At 43.0% G+C, this 19,787-nt stretch carries 16 protein-coding genes, 3 tRNA genes and 1 pseudogene; 10 read left to right on the top strand and 10 right to left on the bottom strand.

The genetic code is table 11. From position 1 onward, the window contains the following. Positions 1-2 precede the first annotated feature (2 nt). Positions 3-1,196, bottom strand: a complete 1,194-nt coding sequence (gene metC / locus J5A60_RS03760) for a cystathionine beta-lyase (protein ID WP_006717786.1) — start codon at positions 1,194-1,196, stop codon at positions 3-5. A gap of 186 nt (positions 1,197-1,382) precedes the next feature. Between metC and pgsA the strand changes: the two genes are divergently transcribed. The 5 genes from pgsA to J5A60_RS03735 all read left to right on the top strand — a co-directional run bounded on the left by pgsA (position 1,383) and on the right by J5A60_RS03735 (position 4,691). Further along, the gene (pgsA, locus tag J5A60_RS03755; protein ID WP_212510621.1) at positions 1,383-1,940 is read left to right on the top strand and encodes a CDP-diacylglycerol--glycerol-3-phosphate 3-phosphatidyltransferase; all 558 of its coding nucleotides are present in this window, start codon (positions 1,383-1,385) and stop codon (positions 1,938-1,940) included. 153 nt (positions 1,941-2,093) lie between these two features. Beyond that, positions 2,094-2,169 (top strand) — tRNA-Gly (locus J5A60_RS03750). A gap of 1 nt (position 2,170) precedes the next feature. Beyond that, a tRNA-Leu gene (locus J5A60_RS03745) sits at positions 2,171-2,257 on the top strand. A 52-nt stretch (positions 2,258-2,309) separates the two neighbouring features. After that, a tRNA-Lys gene (locus tag J5A60_RS03740) sits at positions 2,310-2,385 on the top strand. Positions 2,386-3,305: 920 nt separating this feature from the next. Next, on the top strand, positions 3,306-4,691 hold the full coding sequence (locus J5A60_RS03735) for a cytochrome-c peroxidase (protein WP_212510620.1): 1,386 nt from the start codon (positions 3,306-3,308) through the stop codon (positions 4,689-4,691). 83 nt (positions 4,692-4,774) lie between these two features. On the opposite strand, the gene rnd is transcribed toward J5A60_RS03735, so the two are convergent. The 5 genes from rnd to J5A60_RS03710 form a co-directional block, all read right to left on the bottom strand. Beyond that, the gene (gene rnd, locus J5A60_RS03730) at positions 4,775-5,932 is read right to left on the bottom strand and encodes a ribonuclease D (protein WP_212510619.1); all 1,158 of its coding nucleotides are present in this window, start codon (positions 5,930-5,932) and stop codon (positions 4,775-4,777) included. Positions 5,933-5,995: 63 nt separating this feature from the next. Continuing rightward, positions 5,996-7,687: a long-chain-fatty-acid--CoA ligase FadD gene (gene fadD, locus J5A60_RS03725; protein WP_212510618.1), complete on the bottom strand. Its 1,692-nt coding sequence runs from the start codon at positions 7,685-7,687 to the stop codon at positions 5,996-5,998. Between the two features lie 66 nt (positions 7,688-7,753). Then, complete coding sequence (locus J5A60_RS03720) at positions 7,754-8,308, bottom strand: Slp family lipoprotein (RefSeq protein ID WP_212510617.1); 555 nt, start codon at positions 8,306-8,308, stop codon at positions 7,754-7,756. A gap of 31 nt (positions 8,309-8,339) precedes the next feature. Next, entirely contained in the window at positions 8,340-9,062 is a 723-nt protein-coding gene (gene tsaB, locus J5A60_RS03715; RefSeq protein WP_212510616.1) for a tRNA (adenosine(37)-N6)-threonylcarbamoyltransferase complex dimerization subunit type 1 TsaB, read from the bottom strand. 2 nt (positions 9,063-9,064) lie between these two features. After that, positions 9,065-11,011 (bottom strand): ATP-dependent DNA helicase, encoded by a 1,947-nt coding sequence (locus J5A60_RS03710; RefSeq protein ID WP_212510615.1) that lies wholly within the window; start codon positions 11,009-11,011, stop codon positions 9,065-9,067. Positions 11,012-11,081: 70 nt separating this feature from the next. Here J5A60_RS03710 and J5A60_RS03705 point away from each other — a divergent pair, with 70 nt between their 5' ends. Together J5A60_RS03705 and J5A60_RS03700 are read left to right on the top strand one after the other, a co-directional pair. Continuing rightward, the gene (locus tag J5A60_RS03705; RefSeq protein WP_212510614.1) at positions 11,082-11,903 is read left to right on the top strand and encodes a D-hexose-6-phosphate mutarotase; all 822 of its coding nucleotides are present in this window, start codon (positions 11,082-11,084) and stop codon (positions 11,901-11,903) included. Positions 11,904-12,111: 208 nt separating this feature from the next. Continuing rightward, positions 12,112-12,480, top strand: coding sequence for a rhodanese-like domain-containing protein (locus J5A60_RS03700; protein WP_212510613.1), 369 nt, complete (start codon positions 12,112-12,114; stop codon positions 12,478-12,480). Positions 12,481-12,603: 123 nt separating this feature from the next. Here J5A60_RS03700 and ygiD read toward each other — a convergent pair whose 3' ends face one another. The 4 genes from ygiD to J5A60_RS03680 form a co-directional block, all read right to left on the bottom strand. Further along, positions 12,604-13,389, bottom strand: a complete 786-nt coding sequence (ygiD, locus tag J5A60_RS03695) for a 4,5-DOPA dioxygenase extradiol (RefSeq protein ID WP_212510612.1) — start codon at positions 13,387-13,389, stop codon at positions 12,604-12,606. Positions 13,390-13,547: 158 nt separating this feature from the next. Next, the gene (locus tag J5A60_RS03690) at positions 13,548-14,333 is read right to left on the bottom strand and encodes a LysR family transcriptional regulator (protein WP_212510745.1); all 786 of its coding nucleotides are present in this window, start codon (positions 14,331-14,333) and stop codon (positions 13,548-13,550) included. 125 nt (positions 14,334-14,458) lie between these two features. Continuing rightward, entirely contained in the window at positions 14,459-15,568 is a 1,110-nt protein-coding gene (locus tag J5A60_RS03685) for a hypothetical protein (protein ID WP_212510611.1), read from the bottom strand. Further along, the gene (locus tag J5A60_RS03680; protein WP_212510610.1) at positions 15,561-16,748 is read right to left on the bottom strand and encodes a DNA cytosine methyltransferase; all 1,188 of its coding nucleotides are present in this window, start codon (positions 16,746-16,748) and stop codon (positions 15,561-15,563) included. Before J5A60_RS03680 ends, J5A60_RS03685 begins: the two co-directional genes overlap by 8 nt. A gap of 399 nt (positions 16,749-17,147) precedes the next feature. Between J5A60_RS03680 and J5A60_RS09535 the strand changes: the two are divergent. The 3 genes and pseudogenes from J5A60_RS09535 to trxB all read left to right on the top strand — a co-directional run. Further along, positions 17,148-17,531: pseudogene (locus J5A60_RS09535) on the top strand (alpha/beta hydrolase); the annotation flags it as partial. A 314-nt stretch (positions 17,532-17,845) separates the two neighbouring features. Next, positions 17,846-18,703 carry a co-chaperone YbbN gene (locus tag J5A60_RS03670; protein WP_212510609.1) on the top strand — a complete coding sequence of 286 codons (858 nt, stop codon included), beginning with the start codon at positions 17,846-17,848 and terminating at the stop codon, positions 18,701-18,703. A gap of 53 nt (positions 18,704-18,756) precedes the next feature. Then, entirely contained in the window at positions 18,757-19,713 is a 957-nt protein-coding gene (gene trxB, locus J5A60_RS03665) for a thioredoxin-disulfide reductase (protein ID WP_212510608.1), read from the top strand. Positions 19,714-19,787: the final 74 nt, after the last annotated feature.

Below are 19,787 nucleotides of genomic sequence, written 5' to 3'. Positions count from 1 at the left end.
TCTCAAATTGCATTTAATCGTCTAAACCCGGCATTTAAATCTTCAATTAAATCATCAACATCTTCCAAACCAACGTGAATACGAATCAGCGTTCCCTCTAATTTACGTGAAATATTCGGGCGAATTTTGGCTATTTCTTCCGGCTGATTACAAAGAATAAGCGATTCAAAGCCGCCCCAAGAATACGCCATCGTAAATAATTCAAAATGATCCATAAATGCTTCTAACTGTTGTTGAGTAAGCTTTTGTTTTAATTCAAATGAAAATAGACCACTTGCTCCAAGAAAATCTTGTTGGAAAAATACATGCCCTGGGCAGCTTGGCAATGCCGGATGATATACGGCTTTGACTTCAGGTTGTTGTGCCAACCATTGTGCCACTTTAATGCTATTTTCCTCATGTTGTTTTAATCGAATACCCAACGTGCGTAAACCACGAGCTGTCGTATAAGCGCTATCGGCATCCACCATTTGTCCCATTAAATAGGAATGCTCACGCAATTTATCCCAACAACGAGCATTAGACACGGCGGTACCGATCATCACGTCAGAATGTCCCACTAAATATTTCGTCCCCGCTTGGATGGAAATATCAATATCATGTTCTAAAGCTTTAAAAAGAACGCCACCGCCCCACGTGTTATCAATCATAATCACGATTTCCGGATTTACTTTTCGCACCGCTTTCACAATGGCTGGAATATCAGGCACTTCCATGGTTAACGAACTCGGCGATTCAAGAAATAAGACTTTACTATTCGGTTGAACTAAGCGGGCTATATCCTCGCCAATCATCGGATCATAATATGTGGTTGCTATCCCCATTTTTTGCAAAATGATATTGCAAAAATCTTGTGTAGGCTCATAAGCCGCACCGGTCATTAAGATATGATCACCGGTTTGTACAAAGGACAGAATGCTGTTTGTCACAGCGGCAGCACCACAAGGATACAAATAGCAACCTGCACCACCTTCTAATTCACACATTGCATCTTGCAAAGCAAAATGTGTTAGTGTGCCGCGTCTGCCATAAAAGAGTTCACCTTTTGCTCTATTCATTGTGGCGTGTTTTTTATCGGCTAAACAATCAAAAACCAAAGAAGAAGCACGTTGCACCACTGGATTAACGGCGCCTTGGGTATAACGTTTTTTTCTGCCCGCATGAACTAACGCGGTTGCAAGAGATTTTTCTGACATGATGACATCCTATAAAATAATAAAAAAATCGAGTAAAAGTGCGGTCGTTTTTGCCGTTAAAAATATTAACGCCAAATTCTTATCATCACTAGAGTTTCTTTTTAAATCAAATTTCTAAATTGGCATTTTAAAAGGGAAGAATCTGATTTAGAATAAGCACACTATTCACCTCTAGCAAAATGAATCATGAAACTTAATATTCCCATTTTTCTTACGATTTTTCGCGTTATTTTGATTCCTTTCTTTGTTATTACCTTTTATTTACCTTTCGATTGGGCGCCTTTCTTAACTACTCTACTTTTCTTCATTGCCGGTGTCACCGATTGGCTTGATGGCTATTTAGCAAGAAAATGGAAACAAACCACCCGATTCGGAGCCTTTTTGGATCCTGTCGCGGATAAAATTATGGTGGTCGCGGGTTTGGTCTTAGTGGTGGAATATAACCATACTTTTTGGATTACGATTCCCGCAATCGTGGTCATTTCAAGAGAAATTATTATTTCTGCTTTACGTGAATGGATGGCTGAATTAGGTAGCCGCAGTAAAGTCGCAGTATCTTGGTTAGGCAAAGTAAAAACCACATCCCAAATGCTCGCATTAGGCGGATTATTATGGCGTTATAACACCGCAATGGAAATCATTGCCATAATTCTGCTTTATGTTGCTGCCATTTTAACAATTTGGTCTATGTTGCAATATCTGAATGCGGCTAAAGACAGCCTATTAGAAGACTTACGCGAATAAAAGTGCGGTCGTTTTTGGCCGTATTTTTATTTTGAGTTTTTTCCAAAGTTGAATTTTTTTTAAGCAGTTAAATAATTTTTTAAAATTTCTATTTGACTCACAATCATAAATGAGTAAAATGCACTCCGTTGTTTAGCGCTGCTAAATGATGACGCGGGAATAGCTCAGTTGGTAGAGCACGACCTTGCCAAGGTCGGGGTCGCGAGTTCGAGCCTCGTTTCCCGCTCCAAGCCCGAGTGGTGGAATCGGTAGACACAAGGGATTTAAAATCCCTCGCCTTTCGAGGCGTGCCAGTTCAAGTCTGGCCTCGGGCACCATTTTAAAGATAATCCACCTTTTAAAAAATCCTTATTTAATATCAATCCTTTAGGGTCGTTAGCTCAGTCGGTAGAGCAGCGGACTTTTAATCCGTTGGTCGAAGGTTCGAATCCTTCACGACCCACCAAATATAAATTCCCAATTATTCGATATATTCTTTCTCTTAATCTTTATTTTCTCTTTAATGAATAAAATAAGGTGTTACCCTTATTTATTAAACGCGTACCCCTCTCCTTATGACAATTATCGAAAATAGCATTAACAGTTTTAGCTCTACTTGAAAAACAACGTTTGATTGTACGTGAGAATAAGGAATTCTATTATGAATAATTCGGAAGGGTTCGATATAGAAAGAGAATTACACACAAGATCAATTTGATAATTCCTTGGCACTCTTCAACAAGGCTATCAGCTAAGCGTAAAAGGCCTCTTCCTATTATAACTATAATGCTTCAACATGAGTGTTGGCGCTTCTTTCTTTAGTCGTTATAAAGTAGCAACAGCGGTGAAAGGGACGGAGTCAAGGCGAATATCTTAGGATTTACGTAACGAACGTTTCAGCTACCGGAGAACGGTAGCAACTATATGCATCACTAGATACATTCCCATTTGTGGCGTTCTGCTTCTCTCAAAAAGCGAGAATGAAAGGAAAGGCTTAAAATAAGTCAAGTTGAACATCAAATTGATTTTGTTAGATTGGCGTCACTCCTAGCGCATAGGAAAACCATGAACTCACCTTCGGGTGAAACTGAACCGCGTCGAATTCGGCGCGGTTCTCTTTTATAGAAAAATAATTTCCTAGCATCGTTTGCCCACCAAAATTTAGTTTTTGTCTATTGATAATTCTTTTTCAATTAGATTTATTTATGGTATTTTCAAGCCTTCTTTGTGCATTCCTTTTACCCAATTACCTATTTTTGATTAATAAAAGCGATTAAATCCATTGCTTTTTCAAATTAAATTTATTGATTTAAATCATATAGTTAGATTCTGTTTTTAGCCATAATCGCCCTGCTTTTTTTACTTTTTTAATATTGGAGCATGATTATGAAAAAATTTGCACTTAAAGCCGCAGTCATCGCGATTGCAGGTTATTTAGGCGTTGTTGGGTATATTCATCTATATGATAAGGGGCAGTCAGAAAAATTACTTGCTGAAGGCAATTACTCTGCTGAACAACAACAGGTTGCTAAAATCTTGTTAGATAACGGTTGTCAATATTGTCACTCCCCTAATGTTGATTTGCCTTTCTATGCTAATCTTCCGTTAGCGGATTCCATCTTAAGTCGCGATATTGAATCAGGTAAACGCGTCTTTTTATTAAATAAATTACTGGATGGCTTAAAAGATCCAAGTAAATTATCTGAAGTTGATTTAGCAAAACTTGAACGCGTGATTGAAAATAACGAAATGCCGGTAGCGACATTCCGTCATCTTCACTGGGGCAGTCGTCCGGATGAAAACGAAAAAACCACGCTATTAAATTGGATTCGCGAACAACGTAAAGCCTTTTTACCGGCAAATACGGAAGGGACAAATCCTCACAGCCTGATCCAACCAATTCCGGATTCCATCATGACTGATCCTGTCAAAATTGAACTCGGTCGCAAACTCTTTATGGATGACCGTCTCTCTCAAGATGGCACAGTTCAATGCGAAACCTGCCACCAACTCGATAAAGGTGGGGTTGACCGCTTGGATGTCTCTATCGGTATTGAAGGCAAAAAAGGCGGCATCAATGCGCCAACCGTATTTAACGCCGCATTTAACTTCGTCCAATTCTGGGATGGTCGTGCAATCGATCTCGCCGATCAAGCAGGTGGACCACCGATTAACCCGGTTGAAATGGGTAGCCACACCTGGGATGACATCGTAGCGAAATTTAAACAGGATGAAGAATTCAAAAAAGAATTCTTAAAAGTGTATCCTGAAGTGAGCCAAGCGACATTAACCCACGCTATCGGTGAATATGAAAAAACCTTAATCACCCCAAATAGCGATTTTGACCGCTACTTAAAAGGCGATAAAACCGCATTAAATGAACAGCAATTAAAAGGCTACGAATTGTTTAAGAAACATAAATGCGACACCTGCCATACCGGTGTGAATATGGGTGGACAATCTTACGAATACATGGGTATTTACGGCGATTACTTCAAAGATCGTGGCACACCAATCACTGAAGCCGATCAAGGTCGTTTCGCTCAAACCAAGGATCCGTATGATATGCATCGCTTTAAAGTGCCGTCATTGCGTAATATCGCATTAACTGCGCCTTATATGCACGATGCGTCTGCAAAAGACTTGAAAGAAGCTGTTCGTATTATGTTGCAATACCAAAGCAATGTGAAACCACAACAGCAAGACATTGATGACATTACTTCTTTCTTAGAAAGTCTCAATGGTGAGTTTGAAGGTAAGAAATTGCAATAATCACCATCAATAAAAAGTGCGGTGAATTTTCAACACGTTTTTAAACGTCGTAAAAATTCACCGCACTTTTTTATTTAAATATCTTATGCATCAAATGCTTTTAAGGATTCCAACAGGCTTTCACCAAATGGTTTACGCCAACCACTTAATAATTCCGGCGGTTCATCCTCCGTTTCTTTTCGCCAGTGCCACTTCATCAGACTTTCTAAATGACGCTTACTGGCAATCACTTCTTTCGGTAAATTCGCCGGCGCAATCTGTATTAATTGTTGTTGCATTGCTTTCAACGCAACTTTATAGCGCGAATCATCCGCCAGACGTTGAATTGGCTGCGGATAATCACCCTCTGAAATGCGTTTCACCTGATCAATAATTTGTAGCAATTTCTTACCGTGAATACGAACTTCTGCCGTGCTTAAGCCGAGCTCTAATAAAGTCGATGTGTTCTTCGGATTGTATTTTGCCACTTGCCATAAGTTTTCTGCACGTACCACAAAATTTAACGCTAAATCCCGTTTCATGGCTTCTTCCATGCGCCATTTTGCCAGCAATTTTAAACGCATTAATTCTAGGGAATTTAACTTCCACGCATTAGGAATCGCAAAATAAGCCGTATCAGGATTTTTAACAGCATGAGCCCGTTTGTTCAGTAAAAATTCACATTCATTTTTAACCGCACTTTGCCATTCGGTTTGTGCCAGTTGTGTCTGCATTTGTGCATATAAAGGCAACAAATACCACACATCAGCAGCAGCATATCGTAACTGTATCTCTGATAATGGACGTGCTAGCCAATCGGTGCGTGATGCCCCTTTATCAATTTCAATGTGGAAATAATGTTGTACCAACGTAGCAAAACCGGCAGAACCGGCAAAACCAAGAAAATTCGCCATCACCTGTGTATCGCACATAGGCTGTGGTAATTGCGCGAAATAATGTTGAAAAACTTCCAGGTCCTCACCGCAAGCATGCAATACTTTTAATACGCTTTCATCAGCAAGTAAGGCAATAAAAGGGGAAAAATCCTGAATCGTTGTCGGATCAATTAACGCCACTTCATCACAGGCATACAATTGAATTAACCCTAATTTCGGGTGCAAAGTTCTGACTCGAATAAATTCCGTGTCTAATGCCACCGTACTTTGTGTTCTTGCCTGTTCACAAACATCAAGCAACGCTTGATCATCAGTAATTAATCGAAAGCGTGGCGGGGTGTTACATTCTTTTATTTGATATGTCATAGAAATAAAGGAGAGAATGTGCTGTAAAGCGACATTCTCTCTCGCATTGATTAATAAAATAACTTAGGCAGTTGTCGCACGTTTCGCAATTTCTTCATCACGTAAAACACGACGTAAAATTTTACCCACGTTGGTTTTCGGCAATTCTTCACGGAACTCAATGTCTTTTGGAATTTTATAGCCGGTTAAATATTTGCGGCAGTGTTGTCGTAATTCATCGCGGGTTAAACTTTCCTCTTTCTTCACGACGAAGAGTTTGATGGTTTCCCCGGACACGTCATTTGGCACGCCGATTGCCGCCACTTCAGCCACTTTATTGTTTAACATCGCCACATCTTCGATTTCATTCGGATACACGTTAAAACCGGACACCAAAATCATGTCTTTTTTGCGATCAACAATGCGCAAGCTGTAACTTTCATCCATGATCACAATATCACCGGTTGCCATCCAACCGTCTTTGATCACTTCTGCGGTGGCTTCTGCGCGTTGCCAATACCCTTGCATCACCTGTTCGCCTTTCACCCATAACTCCCCTGCTTCACCGAGAGCTGCTTCAGTGCCGTCTTCTTTCACAATGCGAATATCGGTGTTCGGCACCGGCACACCAATACTGCCGTTATGCTTCACCACATTCACCGGGCACGCCGCAATTAGCGGAGAGCATTCTGTCATGCCGTAACCTTCAATAATGTTACAACCGGTCAATTCATGCCAACGAGTGGCAACGGATTGGTGAATCGCCATACCGCCGCCTACAGAAAGTTTTAAGGCAGAAAAATTCACGTTCTTCAACTCGTCATTGTTTAACAAGGCGTTAAACAAGGTATTCACGCCGGTAATTGCCACAAACGGATATTTTTTCAGTTCTTTTACGAAACCCGGAATATCACGCGGGTTCGTAATTAATACGGCAGTCACCCCCAATTCAATAAACAACAAGCAGTTCACGGTGAGGGCAAAAACGTGATACAGAGGCAAGGCCAAAATGGCTAATCGTTCACGACTACGATCGCCCACAAAAGGATGGGCAATCCACTTGGCTTGAAACACATTCACGATAATATTGCCGTGCGACAGCATCGCGCCTTTTGCTACGCCCGTCGTGCCACCTGTGTATTGCAAAAAGGCCAAATCATCGCGTTCTATTTGCGGACGGACATATTGACGATATTTCCCCACATTCAACACTTCACGGAACGTGACCGCACTTGGCAACTTATATTTTGGCACGAGTTTCTTCACGTATTTCACCACGAAGTTCACTAATGTGCGTTTACCAAAAGACAACTGATCGCCCATACGGGTCAAAATGACGTGTTTCACAGAGGTGTTGAAAACAATTTTTTCTAACGTAGAGGCAAAGTTAGACACTACCACAATGGCTTTAGCGCCACTGTCTTGAAGTTGATGTTCTAACTCGCGTGGTGTGTAAAGCGGATTCACGTTCACCACCACAAGGCCGGCACGTAAAATCCCAAATAACGCGATAGGATATTGCAACAAATTCGGCATCATTAATGCCACACGATCACCACGTTCTAACTTCAATTCATTTTGCAAATAGGCCGCAAAAGCACGACTGCGTTCTTCCAATTTACGAAACGTTAACACTTGTCCCATATTAATATAAGCAGCGCGGTCGGGATGTTCACGAATCGCTTTATCAAACATATCTAAAATCGAATCATATTCTGACGTATCCAATTCACGCTCAGAACCTTCCGGATAATTTTGAAACCAAGGTTTAGTCATGATGATTCCTTATCTTTTTTCTTTATTTTTATAAAATGAGGCGGAATTCTAACACTCCGCCTAAACTTAATACAAATTATAGCGAAGACGTGGTTCGGCCCACATGAATCTCGGCGCCCACCAGCCGTATGGATAAAACGGTCCGTAATCATACATGTCGTCCGGATCGTAATAATATTCTTGTACTAACTTCCAAAGTCGATATTGATGGGCTTGCACCACCGGATAGCTGTAATCCGCTTGATCAATTTTGCCCAGCTCTTTGCCGCTTAACACACCGGCAACGGTAATGTATTGATCTTTTAAGTTTTCCGGATCCACGAAGCCGTTTAAGTAGGCAATAAAACGTCCGTTACTGTGGCTATCAATCATTGGTTTTGCGGAGAAATAGGCGACCGTTTGATTCAACACTTCCACTTTTGTCTGATTTTTTAATGCAGTAGCGGAAATCACTTTGCCGCCCAAACGCACTTTCACACAACGGCAGTCATAATCTTGCGGTTGAATGTTATTTAAATTTAACGCATCAAATTGTTTTGGCTCTAACCCTTGCGGCGCCGACACACAACCGGTTAAAACAAGAGAAAGTGCGGTCAATATTAACCCTATTTTTTTGCTCATTTTAATGCTCCTCTCAAAAGGTGATTAAAATCTACTCTCGCCCCGGCAATTTCTTCCACGTCACTTCATTGCGTAAGTAAATCGGCTCAATCTCCAACGGGCTGATGGTCTCGCCGGCAAACCATTTTGGCAATGCCAAATCCAGCATATATAAAGCGGAAGGCAAAGTGATATCCGTCGTTTTACCAAGATTCGCGTCGCTTAATTCAGGATAAGCCGCCCAGCCAGTTCCTGCTAAAACGGTGTTTTCATGATGTTGTTGAGCCACTTGCTCAATGACTTTTGATGGGCTGCACACCTGCTCGGCAATCATCGGCTGCCAATCTAAAAACTCGCCGAAATCTGACCGCACTTTTTGCGCCTGCCATTGGGCGAAATACACTTCATTCATACGGGCATCAATCGCTGTCAGCACATTTTCCGCCTGATATTGCACATAGGCAGCTTGTGCCATTGCGGCTAAATTGGACACTGGAATCACCGGCAAATCAGCCCCAAAGGCTAAGCCTTGAGCAATACCAGCGCCAATACGCACACCGGTAAAACTGCCCGGACCACGTCCAAAAACCAAGGCATCCACTTGATGTAGCGTAATGCCTGCTTGAGCCAAAATTTCATCCACCATCGGCAAAATATGTTTGGTGTGTTCACGCTGTGCAAATTGCGCTAAATGTGTTTTTTCACTGCCGCGTAACAAAGCAACAGAACAAGCCTCTGTTGCGGTATCCAAAGCTAATAATGTGACATTTTTCATATTTATATTGATTCGTTGTTATCGTCTGTCTTTAAAGTTGTTAAGAATTGTACCACTTTGTGCAAATCCCGCGTACGTTTAAAATTCGGCAAACTGCGCAAAAAGGTTTCCCCATAAGGTCGCATCACCAAACGGTTATCGCAAATAATCACAGCACCGCGATCGGTCACATCACGAATTAACCGTCCTACGCCCTGCTTCAACGTAATCACCGCTTCGGGAATTTGAATATCGTTAAACGGATCGCCGCCCTGCAAACGGCAATCTTCAATGCGGGCTTTCAGTAAAGGCTCATCAGGCGCAGTAAACGGCAGTTTATCGATAATCACCAGCGACAAGGCATCGCCCCGCACATCCACGCCTTCCCAAAAACTGGAGGTGGCCACCAACACGCTGTGCGATTGGGAAATAAATTGTTCCAACAAGGTGGTTTTCGCCGTCTCGCCCTGCAATAAAATCGTCAGTTCACTGTTTTCACGAAAATAGTCCGCCAGGCTACGCATCATGGCGTAAGATGTACAAAGCACAAAACAACGGCCTTGGTTGGCTTCGATAATCGGCAGTAACATCTTGCCTAATTGAGTGAACGTGCCGCTGTGATTGGTTGCCGGCAGATAACGTGGCACGCATAGTAAGGATTGCTCCGCATAATTAAAGGGGCTTGGCAGAATTTTCTGCGCAGCCTGTTGAATACCTAAACGCTGGCAAAAATGGGCAAAAGTGCCACCTACTTCCAGCGTGGCTGAAGTGAAAATCCAGGCGCATTTTTGTTTCGCCATTTGCTCACCAAACTTGTCCGCCACAGTAAGTGGCGTAATGTGTAGCCCAAACTGGCGACCGATACATTCAAACCAATAGCAATAGCCGGTGATTTCTGTTTCCGTCAGGCGTTTAAGTAGATTTTGTAACTGCGCAATGCGCTCAAAAATGCTGTCTAGCGTTTGCGAACGCCCCAAGCCCAATTTTACCACTTCAGCGGTGAAATTCAGTTTTTCCAGTAAAAAATCAAAGGCTTTTTTGACCGCACTTTGTTGCAGCATTTGCCGCCAGTTACCGCGCAAATTGCCTTCCCCCAACATTAAACGAAAATCCTGCACGATTTTTAACAGCTGATCTGCCGCCACACCAAGCTGTTTCATATCTTTCACTTCGGTGCGGTAGGTAATTTGAATGTCTTTACATAAATCAAAAAGTTGGCGGGATGTCACCGATTGACCGAAATATTGGCTGGCGATATCAGGCAGTTGGTGCGCTTCATCAAACACAATCACTTCTGCATTCGGGATCAATTCACCAAAGCCGTTTTCTTTCACTGCCATGTCGGCAAAAAATAAGTGATGGTTAACCACCACCAAATCCGCATTCAACGCTTTTTTACGCGCCAATGCCACAAAACAATCTGCATAATTAGGACAATCACTCCCCAAACAACTTTCCGCCGTGCTGGTGAGTTGAGGCAAAATCGGGCTGTCTTCGGCAATTTCAATACATTCGGACAAATCCCCAGTCTTCGTGGCATTGCGCCATTTGCGCACTTTGGATAAATCGTGCAACACACTACGATCACCCAGCACGCCTTGCGCAATCACCTGCTCCAAACGTTCTAAACATAAATAATTAGCCCGCCCTTTGAGCAAAGCAATTTTGCCGCTATACCCGAGGGCTTTTTGAATGGCGGGCAAGTCGCGATTAAACAGCTGATCTTGCAAGTTTTTGGAACCGGTGGAAATGATGGTTTTCTTTTTCGCCAATAACGCCGGCGCCAAATACGCAAAGGTTTTGCCCGTCCCCGTACCGGCTTCCACCACTAACGCCCCTTGCTGTTCAATAGCATTGCCCACCGCCGTCGCCATATCGACCTGTTCTGCGCGGGGACGAAAGCCCTTGATATGGGCGCTCAATGCACCGTCTGAGGAAAACGCCTTGCTAATTTGTTTTGAATACGCCATTATTTTTCACCTGTTAAAAAGTCGGCACAGTATAGCAGATTTCCCCTCTTTCTGAATCAACAAGGACAAGATGATGAACATTCAATTACAACAACAAATCACGCCGGAATTGAGCTTATATGCTTACAACGACATTCCCGTTTTACATTTACGCCACGCCGTCGGCACCGCAAAAATCGCCTTACAAGGTGCGCATTTATTCAGCTGGAAACCGGTACATAGCAAGCAAGACGTGCTGTGGTTAAGTGATATCGAGCCGTTTAAAGCCGGTAACGCCATTCGCGGCGGTATTCCTATTTGCTATCCATGGTTTAATAATGCCGGCACACCGGCGCACGGTTTCGCGCGCACCAGCCTGTGGCAACTAAGCAACTATGAGATTGGCAGCGATAAAGTGCGGTTAGTTTTTTCGTTGTTTTCAAAACACCACCTCATTTTGGCTAAAATTGAAATGCTGTTCACCGAACATTGCGATGTACGCTTTACTCACTACGGCGAAACCGGCATGGAAAACGTGCAACTGGCGCTACACAGTTATTTCAACATTGGCAACATCGCTAACACAACGATCGTCAACCTGCCAACAACCTGTTTTAACTCCCTGACCCAATCGCAGGAAACCGTGCCTTCACCACGCACCATCAATGAAAACGTGGATTGCATTTATGTCGCCCCACAGGAACCAACGGAAATTCACGACCAAACCAACCAACGCACCCTATTCGTGACACATCAAAATGCCAGCGATGTGGTGTTATGGAACCCATGGCACAAAGCCACAAGCAGCATGTCAGAAAACGGCTATCAAACCATGGTATGCGTAGAAACCGCGCGAATCCATCACACTCTTGAGGCTGGCGAAACCGTGGCGGTGAGATTGAGTGTGAAATAGTTCAAAGTGCGGTCAGATTTTTAGATGTTTTTCAAAACTCAACTTCTGATCGCTTGAGCTCTGCCTAAATTCCCTAAAATTTCCTATCAAAACGATTCATGAAACATCTCATTTTGAGGCTAATTTGCCATTTATTACTGCCGTGTTTGCGAGTAACATAATGGGCGATTCAAAACACATAACCATCCATATAAAAGGAGATTAAATCATGAAAAAATTGATGACTGCGATCGTTTTCGCTGCTGCGATGACAGCCCCCTTAGCTGCCTCTGCAGCCTCTATGCCAGAAACAGAAAAAGCGATGGCCCAGCAAGCAAACACAAAAGGCGTTTGGATTGACGTTCGCTCTGCCGAAGAATTTAACGCAGGCCATTTACAAGATGCGGTGAACATTCCTCACGATCAAATCCTTGAACGCATCCAATCCGTTAGCCCGGATAAAGATGCCCCGGTTAACCTCTACTGCCGCAGTGGCCGCCGTGCAGAGTCTGCATTGAATGAGCTTAAAAAAGCCGGCTATACCAATGTCACCAACCATGGCGGTTATGAAGATTTGGTTAAGAAAGGCATGAAATAATCACATCTCATTAAAAATAAAAATCCCCTAGATATTTAATTTAGGGGATTTTTTGTGAGCTTTTTTAACAAACTTTAATTCACAACCAATGTAGTGATTTAAATATAAAGTCTTACGTTCATTTTAACCCACCAACACAGACGTCATACTCAATGAACCGGCAATCAAATGATCATTGAAAAATGCCACTTTTTCATCCGACTCACGCAACGCCATTACATACAAGAGTGGCAAATAGTGATCAAGTGTGGGTACGGAAAGTGCCGCATTTTCACCAAATTGCTCATAATGCACCAATTCATCGTTATTTTGCGTGGTCATTGCGTGATTAATGTGATCACGGAACGCATACGCCCAGTCGTATCCTGCACCGATTTGATCAATATGTTCCCAGCTTATCGCTCTTAGATTATGCACAATATTGCCGCTGCCGATAATCAACACGCCCTGTTCACGCAAAGTAGATAATTTTTTCGCTAAATTAAAATGCCACTCCGCTGGTTGCAAACGGTTAAGACTCAGTTGCACCACAGGAATATCGGCATCGGGATACAGAAATTTCAGCACCGCCCAAGTGCCATGATCAAAACCGCGCGTTGGGTTCAGATCGACATTTTCCGGTTGTAATAACGACCGCACTTGCTCCGCCAATTCAGGCGAACCGGGCGCCGGATATTGCACTTGGCTGAGTTCTTCAGGAAAACCGTAGAAATCGTAAATCATTTCAGGCTGTTCGCCCGATGAAACCTGCAAACGGCTGCTATACCAATGCGCTGAAATCATCAAAATGGCTTTCGGTTTGGCAAACTTTTGCGTAATTAGGCTGAAATTCTGATTGAATGGGTTTTCTTTATCTAACACATTCATCGGGCTACCATGCCCGACAAACAATACAGGCATTTTTTTCATCGTTGCCTCCTTAATATCTGATGAGGCGGATTGTACGGATAAATGATTAAGCAATAAACCGCACTTTATAAACAACATATTTTCCCAGTAGGAAATGATGAAATATTCTTTGGCTTTGCTAAAAAATTAAAATCAAAAGGCCGTCTGAAAGTTGAGTTTCAGACGACCTTTTCTATTTTCAACCACTCAATCAACGCCTCCGCTGCCTGCGTTTTGTGGCGGTTGGGCGGGTAGTACAAGTCCATCGGCGGATAGATGGCGCGGACGTGAGCGAAAATTTCCAGCAGTGCGCCCGAGGCGAGTTCGTCGGCGACGGCGTAGTACGGCAGCCAGGTCAGTCCCAAGCCGTCCAGCGCGGAGGTTTTGATGAGTGTCGTGCTGTTAAACGTGAGGCTGGCGGGCACGCGCACGCGGTGGATTTGTCCGTTTTGGAAAAATTCCCAGTCGTCTAAACGGTTAAAAGCGTTGAACGCGGGTACGATGCAGCGGTGGCTTGTGAGTTCGGACGGTATTTCAGGCTGCCCGTGGCGACGCAAATACTCGGGCGCGGCCACCACGCACATCGCCCGCTCGCCCGAAATCGGCACGGCGACCATATCCTGCGCCACATCGCCCAGCGGCCGCACGCCAAAATCAAAGCCCTGCGCCACGATGTCCGACCAACTGTTGTTAATCAAAATCTCCACATCAACTTCGGGAAATTGCGCCAAAAAAGAGCGAATTTTCGAGTAAATCAGGTAAAAAGCAGGATTTTCAGGCGCATTAATCCGCAACTTGCCCCGAACCTTGTCGCCAAAATCGGCAAGCGTCGCCAGCTCCTCCTGAATCCCGCCAAACATCGGCGCAATCCGCTCATACAGCCGCTGCCCCGCCTCCGTGGGCGACATCGACCGGGTGGTGCGGTTTAACAGCTTGGTATTTAAGCGGTTTTCTAAATCGTTCATGCGGTGGCTGAGCGCCGACGGCTGCCCCCCCCAACGCCTGCGCTGCCCGACTAAAATTGCCGAGCTTGACGATTTGGGTGAAAGCGTAGAGGTCGTTGAAGTTGCGGTTGGTGGTCATTTTAAACTTACATATCTGAAATAATTTTGTTCCATGTTGATTTATGTTCGTATTTCAATGTACTGTCTGTTTCTAACAGATTGACATAAAAATCAATAAATTTGGAAGTATCTTCCAATAAACGCAAATAATATTTCAACGATGAGATTAAGCCGTTGGCGATAACATGACAACCGTGGATATTTTTGATTCGTTCTATTTCTTTTTCTAGTTCTACTTTTTCATTTTCATTAATATCTGCCGTAGAAAGCAAATAATAACGATTGACTTGTGTGGTTTTGAACTTTTCAAATGCGTCCTTAACTAGTTGAACTGTGATTGGAATGCCGTGCTTGACTTCTACCGCTTCAAAGGCTTTACCCTGTTCGTCTGTAATATCAATATCGCCAATTCGTCCGCTACGGCTGTCGGCAGATGTGTGATTTTCTAACGATAACAGTTGTTTGCCTGAAAAACGTTTAACTTCTGAAATCATACATTGATAAGCAGCATAAAGTGCCAATACTGGCAATCTTGAAGCTCCGTCTGCATTGTATTTAGCATTGAACTGTTTGGTCAGCAAAGAAATAATCGTATTAATCGGTAAATTGTGCGGTTTGGCAAGATCAATTTCTTGTGCATTGCGCTGCAAAATCAGTTTTTGTAACAAATAATCTAGAATTTTAGTTAAATGTTGATTTTTCTGAATCAGATCGATTGCATTTAGAAAAGCAGTTTTAAGCTCAGCAGGTCGGATTGCCCCTGTATAGTCCTTGTCATAAGGCACTTTTTGCTCCAATGACCGAGTTAGCCAACCACTTTCTGCCATTGCTGGGAATTTTTGTGCTTTTAAAAAAGGCGTAATATTTTTACTATCAAACGTTCTGCCTGAATAGCCATCTTCAATACTGGTTTGATGTTTGCGAATATCTTGTTGGGGATAATTGATTTTATAAACCAAGCTGGTTAAAACTACGGTTAATACACCTTTAGCAGACTCAGAATATGCTAAAACCACATCAAAAGGCTGTCTGATTGAATCTGTTAAATCGGTTTGCGCTTTGTCGTTTGAACCTAGTTTTTCTTGTGCATTCTGACAAGCCTGATTCAAAAATTCCATTACATTAATCTCAGTCATTATTTTCTCCTTGTAAAAATTGCGCTTTAATTTGTTCGCCCACCGCTTTAATCATCGGAATAGCCACAGAATTGCCGATTTGGCGGTATTGTTCGCTTTTGCTGTCTATCATTTTGAATGAGTCGGGAAAGCCCATAATCCGATAACATTCATTAATCGTTAGCTTGCGGACTTGGTTGTCGTGCCAAATCCAAAAACGCCCCGATGATTCTTGAGACGGCAATGCTGGGTGTACACCATCAGTGGAGTAAATGCGGTTGGGCTGTTTGTGAACACGGGATAAATTTTCTGTTCCTTCACGTACGCCTGCTTTACGAATGGCTTTATTGCGATAGCCTGCAAAAATCAGCCCCGATTTTTGTAATTTTTGTTCGGTTAAAATGGTGTAAGGCTCGTCCAAATATTCAAATTGATTGGATTTATCCAAAAAATCTTTTAAAACAGCTTTGGGGCGATGTTTTAATTTTGAAAAATCAAATGCTTTTTCTTGACTGGCAATAATGATGATTCGCTCACGATTTTGTGGCAAGCCGAAGTCGGTGGCATTCAACACTTTGGCTTGAACAAAATAGCCGAGTTCTTCTAAATGTCTGATGATGGTTTGAAGCGTGCGTTTATTATCGTGATAAACCAAATGTTTTACGTTTTCTAAAAAAACGACTTTCGGTTTTTTGGCTTCAATAATTTGAAAAACGTTATAAATCAATGTGCCACGAGTATCTTCAAAGCCTTTCATCTTGCCCGAAATACTAAACGGTTGGCAGGGAAAGCCTGCACAGAGTACATCGTGCTGGGGAATTAAATCCAAAGGAATGGCGGTAATATCGCCAAAAGGCATTTCACCAAAATTCATCTCATAGGTTTTTTGGGCGTGGCTGTTAAATTCTGATGAAAACACACATTGTCCGCCCAATTCTTGCAAGGGAATACGAAAACCGCCAATGCCAGCAAATAAATCAATAAAGGTAAATTCGGCATGAAGCGGTTTGGGAAAAGGAATGTCCCATTCAAGCGGTAACATTTCTTGTATATTTAAATTGTATTTTTGCGAAAAATAATCAGCCGCAGTTTCGCATATCTGATTGGGAGAAAAACTGCCGTTGTGCAAATAGTGGGTTAAATGAGCAAGCTGATCGGTATCGCTGAAATCTAATTTTTGTCTTAATGCGGAGTATTTCATACTGAATGTTATCTTATTAATTTAATTAAATAATTTTACATATTATAGCGTTTTTCCGCCTGTATGGCTAGTTATGGCAGGTACTTGGGTAAGAGTAAGAGCCAGTAAATCCAGTCTTTGCTATGCTGTGTAATTTCACATAAATCACACTTTTTCATAGGAAAAAATACCAATTCCCCACACTTTTCCAAAGGAACATTTTTCCAAAGGAACATTTGCACCACAATGCAAACTCGCCCAAATTTCGGGATCAATTTTCATCATAATGCAAATGCCAAGGTCGTCTGAAAGCCTATTACTGAATTTTTCTCACAACCCTATTCAGATTTACCCCGATTATCAAACCAACACAAATCCCTATAATGCGTTCCATCGATCAATCAACCGGCAGGATTTAAAATGAAACGTCTCAAAACCACTTTATTAACCATCATGTTAACCGCAACACTAGGAGGCAACGCTATGGCAGCAGACTACCGCAACAACCCATTCACTTTGACTTACGACCACGCCATCACCCAAAACGTGGCGGGCAAAGTGCAAATCCACCTCGTCAAATACGTGCAAAAACAGACCGGCATCGAAGTCGCCGCCAACGTTTATACGCCCGCCAATTTTGACCCGAGCAAAAAATACCCGACCATCGTCGTCGCCCACCCGAACGGCGGCGTGAAAGAGCAAGTGGCGGGTCTGTACGCGTAAAAACTCGCCGAACAGGGCTATCTGACCATCGCCTTTGACGCGGCGTACCAAGGCGCAAGCGGTGGCGCACCACGCTACACCAGCATTCACTATTATTCTTCAATAAACAAAACCGACATTTTTTCATGATTTTCTCCTTGTTATTTGATGAAGCAAATAATGATTAAGTAATAAACCACACTTTATGAACAACATTTTTTACTAATAGGAAATGACATGAAAAGTGCAGTCAAATTTTCGGATATTTTGCGTATTTAAACCCTATCCGGGTCGACTTTATGCGAGTCGTCAATCTTGCAAGCCTTTAAGACGCTATACCCTGAAAAACACTAAAAAATCCTACCGCACTTTGCTATAATGCGCGCCATTCATTTCATTCAAAATAAGAGAAGAACATGACTGATTTTCCTGCCATTCGTGACCTCAACGAGCAAAATCTCAACGAAATTTTACAGCTTTCACAACATTATCCTTTGGTGATCACCTTTTACGCGCCAAGCCATACAGATTCTGTGGCGTTTGTGAAAACCTTGGAAAATTATGCCAACCAATACCAAGGGCAATTTGTGTTAGCTAAAGTGGATTGTGAGAAAGAGCAAATGGTTGCGGCACAATTTCGTATTCAAGCCTTGCCGACCACTTATTTATTTAGAGACGGGCAAGCGTTGGATGCCTTTCAGGGGGCATTGGATAACACCACATTGCAACAGCGTTTGAGTGTGATTTTGCCGAAAGAGGAAGAAATTAAATTTAATCAGGCGTTGGATTTGCTTGCGGTGGAAAATTATGATCAAGCGTTGCCGTTGTTGAAAGAGGCGTGGGAGTTGTCTGATCAGAAAAATAGCGATATCGCACTGCTCTATGCTGAAACCTATATCGCCATGAAAAAAACTGAGCCTGCACAGCAGATTTTGAACAAAATCCCCTTGCAAGATCGCGACAGTCGCTGGCAAGGATTACAAGCGCAAATTGACTTGTTGATTAAAGCCGCCGATACGCCGGAAATTCAACAATTACAGGAAGAATTTGCAAAACAGCCAACCCATGATCTCGCGTTGAAATTGGCGTTGCAATTACACCAAGCCAACCGCAACGAAGAAGCCTTGGAGTTGTTATTTACCATTTTACGTCAAGATTTAGGCGCGGAAGACGGCAAAATCAAGCAGGAGTTTTTATCCATTTTGGCTGCTATCGGCAATAACGATCTGGTAACCAATAAATACCGCCGATTGCTCTATTCGTTGTTGTACTGATGGGAAATCTTCTATAATACCGCCCACAAATTTCAAGTTGATAAGGATTGATTATGTCAGATATTAAACACGCGCAATTACTCATTTTAGGATCAGGCCCTGCCGGTTACACGGCGGCTATTTATGCGGCGCGCGCTAATTTGAAACCGGTGCTCGTCACCGGATTACAACAAGGCGGACAACTCACTACCACCAGTGAAATTGAAAACTGGCCGGGTGATTTTGGTGAAACGACCGGCCCGGAATTAATGCAAAGAATGTTGCAACACGCCGAAAAATTTGAAACCGAGATCGTCTTCGATCATATTAACCGCGTGGATTTATCTTCTCGCCCATTCAAATTATACGGCGATGCACAAACCTTTAGCTGCGATGCGCTAATCATCGCCACCGGTGCGTCTGCCCGTTATTTAGGCTTACCTTCCGAAGAAAACTTCAAAGGTCGCGGCGTTTCCGCTTGTGCCACTTGTGACGGTTTCTTCTATCGCAACAAACCGGTTGCCGTCATCGGTGGCGGTAACACCGCTGTGGAAGAAGCACTCTATTTAGCCAACATTGCTTCCGAGGTGCATTTAATCCACCGCCGCGACAGTTTCCGTGCAGAAAAAATTCTCATCGACCGCTTATACAAAAAAGTGGAAGAAGGCAAAATCGTACTACATACCAACCGCACTTTAGATGAAGTGTTGGGCGACAACATGGGCGTAACCGGCGTACGTTTGAAAGACGTGCAATCTGAAGCAACGGAAGAAGTCGTATTAGACGGCGTCTTCGTGGCCATCGGCCATGCACCGAATACGGAAATTTTCCAAGATCAGCTAGAATTAAAGAACGGCTATATCGTTGTGAAATCCGGTTTAGATGGCAATGCAACCGCCACTTCTGTGGAAGGTGTTTTTGCCGCAGGCGATGTAATGGATCACAACTATCGTCAAGCCATTACCTCTGCCGGCACCGGCTGCATGGCGGCATTAGATGCTGAGCGTTATTTGGATGCGCAAAAAGCATAACTGTTCGGTCATCGCACCGAGACAACACATTGTGCAATACAGGGTGGGCAATAACGCCCACCTTCCGTTTTTCT

It is taken from the genome of Aggregatibacter sp. oral taxon 513 (assembly GCF_018128305.1).
In the GTDB taxonomy this organism is placed as follows: Bacteria; Pseudomonadota; Gammaproteobacteria; order Enterobacterales; family Pasteurellaceae; genus Aggregatibacter; species Aggregatibacter segnis_A.
Note: the sequence above shows the minus strand (reverse complement) of the source record. Positions and strands in the feature narration are given on the sequence as shown.

Bases quoted from the DNA above. Each gene is read 5' to 3' on its own strand.
- metC (WP_006717786.1), bottom strand. From the start codon at position 1,196: ATGTCAGAAAAATCTCTTGCAACCGCGTTAGTTCATGCGGGCAGAAAA.
- pgsA (WP_212510621.1), top strand. From the start codon at position 1,383: ATGAAACTTAATATTCCCATTTTTCTTACGATTTTTCGCGTTATTTTG.
- J5A60_RS03735 (WP_212510620.1), top strand. From the start codon at position 3,306: ATGAAAAAATTTGCACTTAAAGCCGCAGTCATCGCGATTGCAGGTTAT.
- rnd (WP_212510619.1), bottom strand. From the start codon at position 5,932: ATGACATATCAAATAAAAGAATGTAACACCCCGCCACGCTTTCGATTA.
- fadD (WP_212510618.1), bottom strand. From the start codon at position 7,687: ATGACTAAACCTTGGTTTCAAAATTATCCGGAAGGTTCTGAGCGTGAA.
- J5A60_RS03720 (WP_212510617.1), bottom strand. From the start codon at position 8,308: ATGAGCAAAAAAATAGGGTTAATATTGACCGCACTTTCTCTTGTTTTA.
- tsaB (WP_212510616.1), bottom strand. From the start codon at position 9,062: ATGAAAAATGTCACATTATTAGCTTTGGATACCGCAACAGAGGCTTGT.
- J5A60_RS03710 (WP_212510615.1), bottom strand. From the start codon at position 11,011: ATGGCGTATTCAAAACAAATTAGCAAGGCGTTTTCCTCAGACGGTGCA.
- J5A60_RS03705 (WP_212510614.1), top strand. From the start codon at position 11,082: ATGATGAACATTCAATTACAACAACAAATCACGCCGGAATTGAGCTTA.
- J5A60_RS03700 (WP_212510613.1), top strand. From the start codon at position 12,112: ATGAAAAAATTGATGACTGCGATCGTTTTCGCTGCTGCGATGACAGCC.
- ygiD (WP_212510612.1), bottom strand. From the start codon at position 13,389: ATGAAAAAAATGCCTGTATTGTTTGTCGGGCATGGTAGCCCGATGAAT.
- J5A60_RS03690 (WP_212510745.1), bottom strand. From the start codon at position 14,333: ATGAACGATTTAGAAAACCGCTTAAATACCAAGCTGTTAAACCGCACC.
- J5A60_RS03685 (WP_212510611.1), bottom strand. From the start codon at position 15,568: ATGACTGAGATTAATGTAATGGAATTTTTGAATCAGGCTTGTCAGAAT.
- J5A60_RS03680 (WP_212510610.1), bottom strand. From the start codon at position 16,748: ATGAAATACTCCGCATTAAGACAAAAATTAGATTTCAGCGATACCGAT.
- J5A60_RS03670 (WP_212510609.1), top strand. From the start codon at position 17,846: ATGACTGATTTTCCTGCCATTCGTGACCTCAACGAGCAAAATCTCAAC.
- trxB (WP_212510608.1), top strand. From the start codon at position 18,757: ATGTCAGATATTAAACACGCGCAATTACTCATTTTAGGATCAGGCCCT.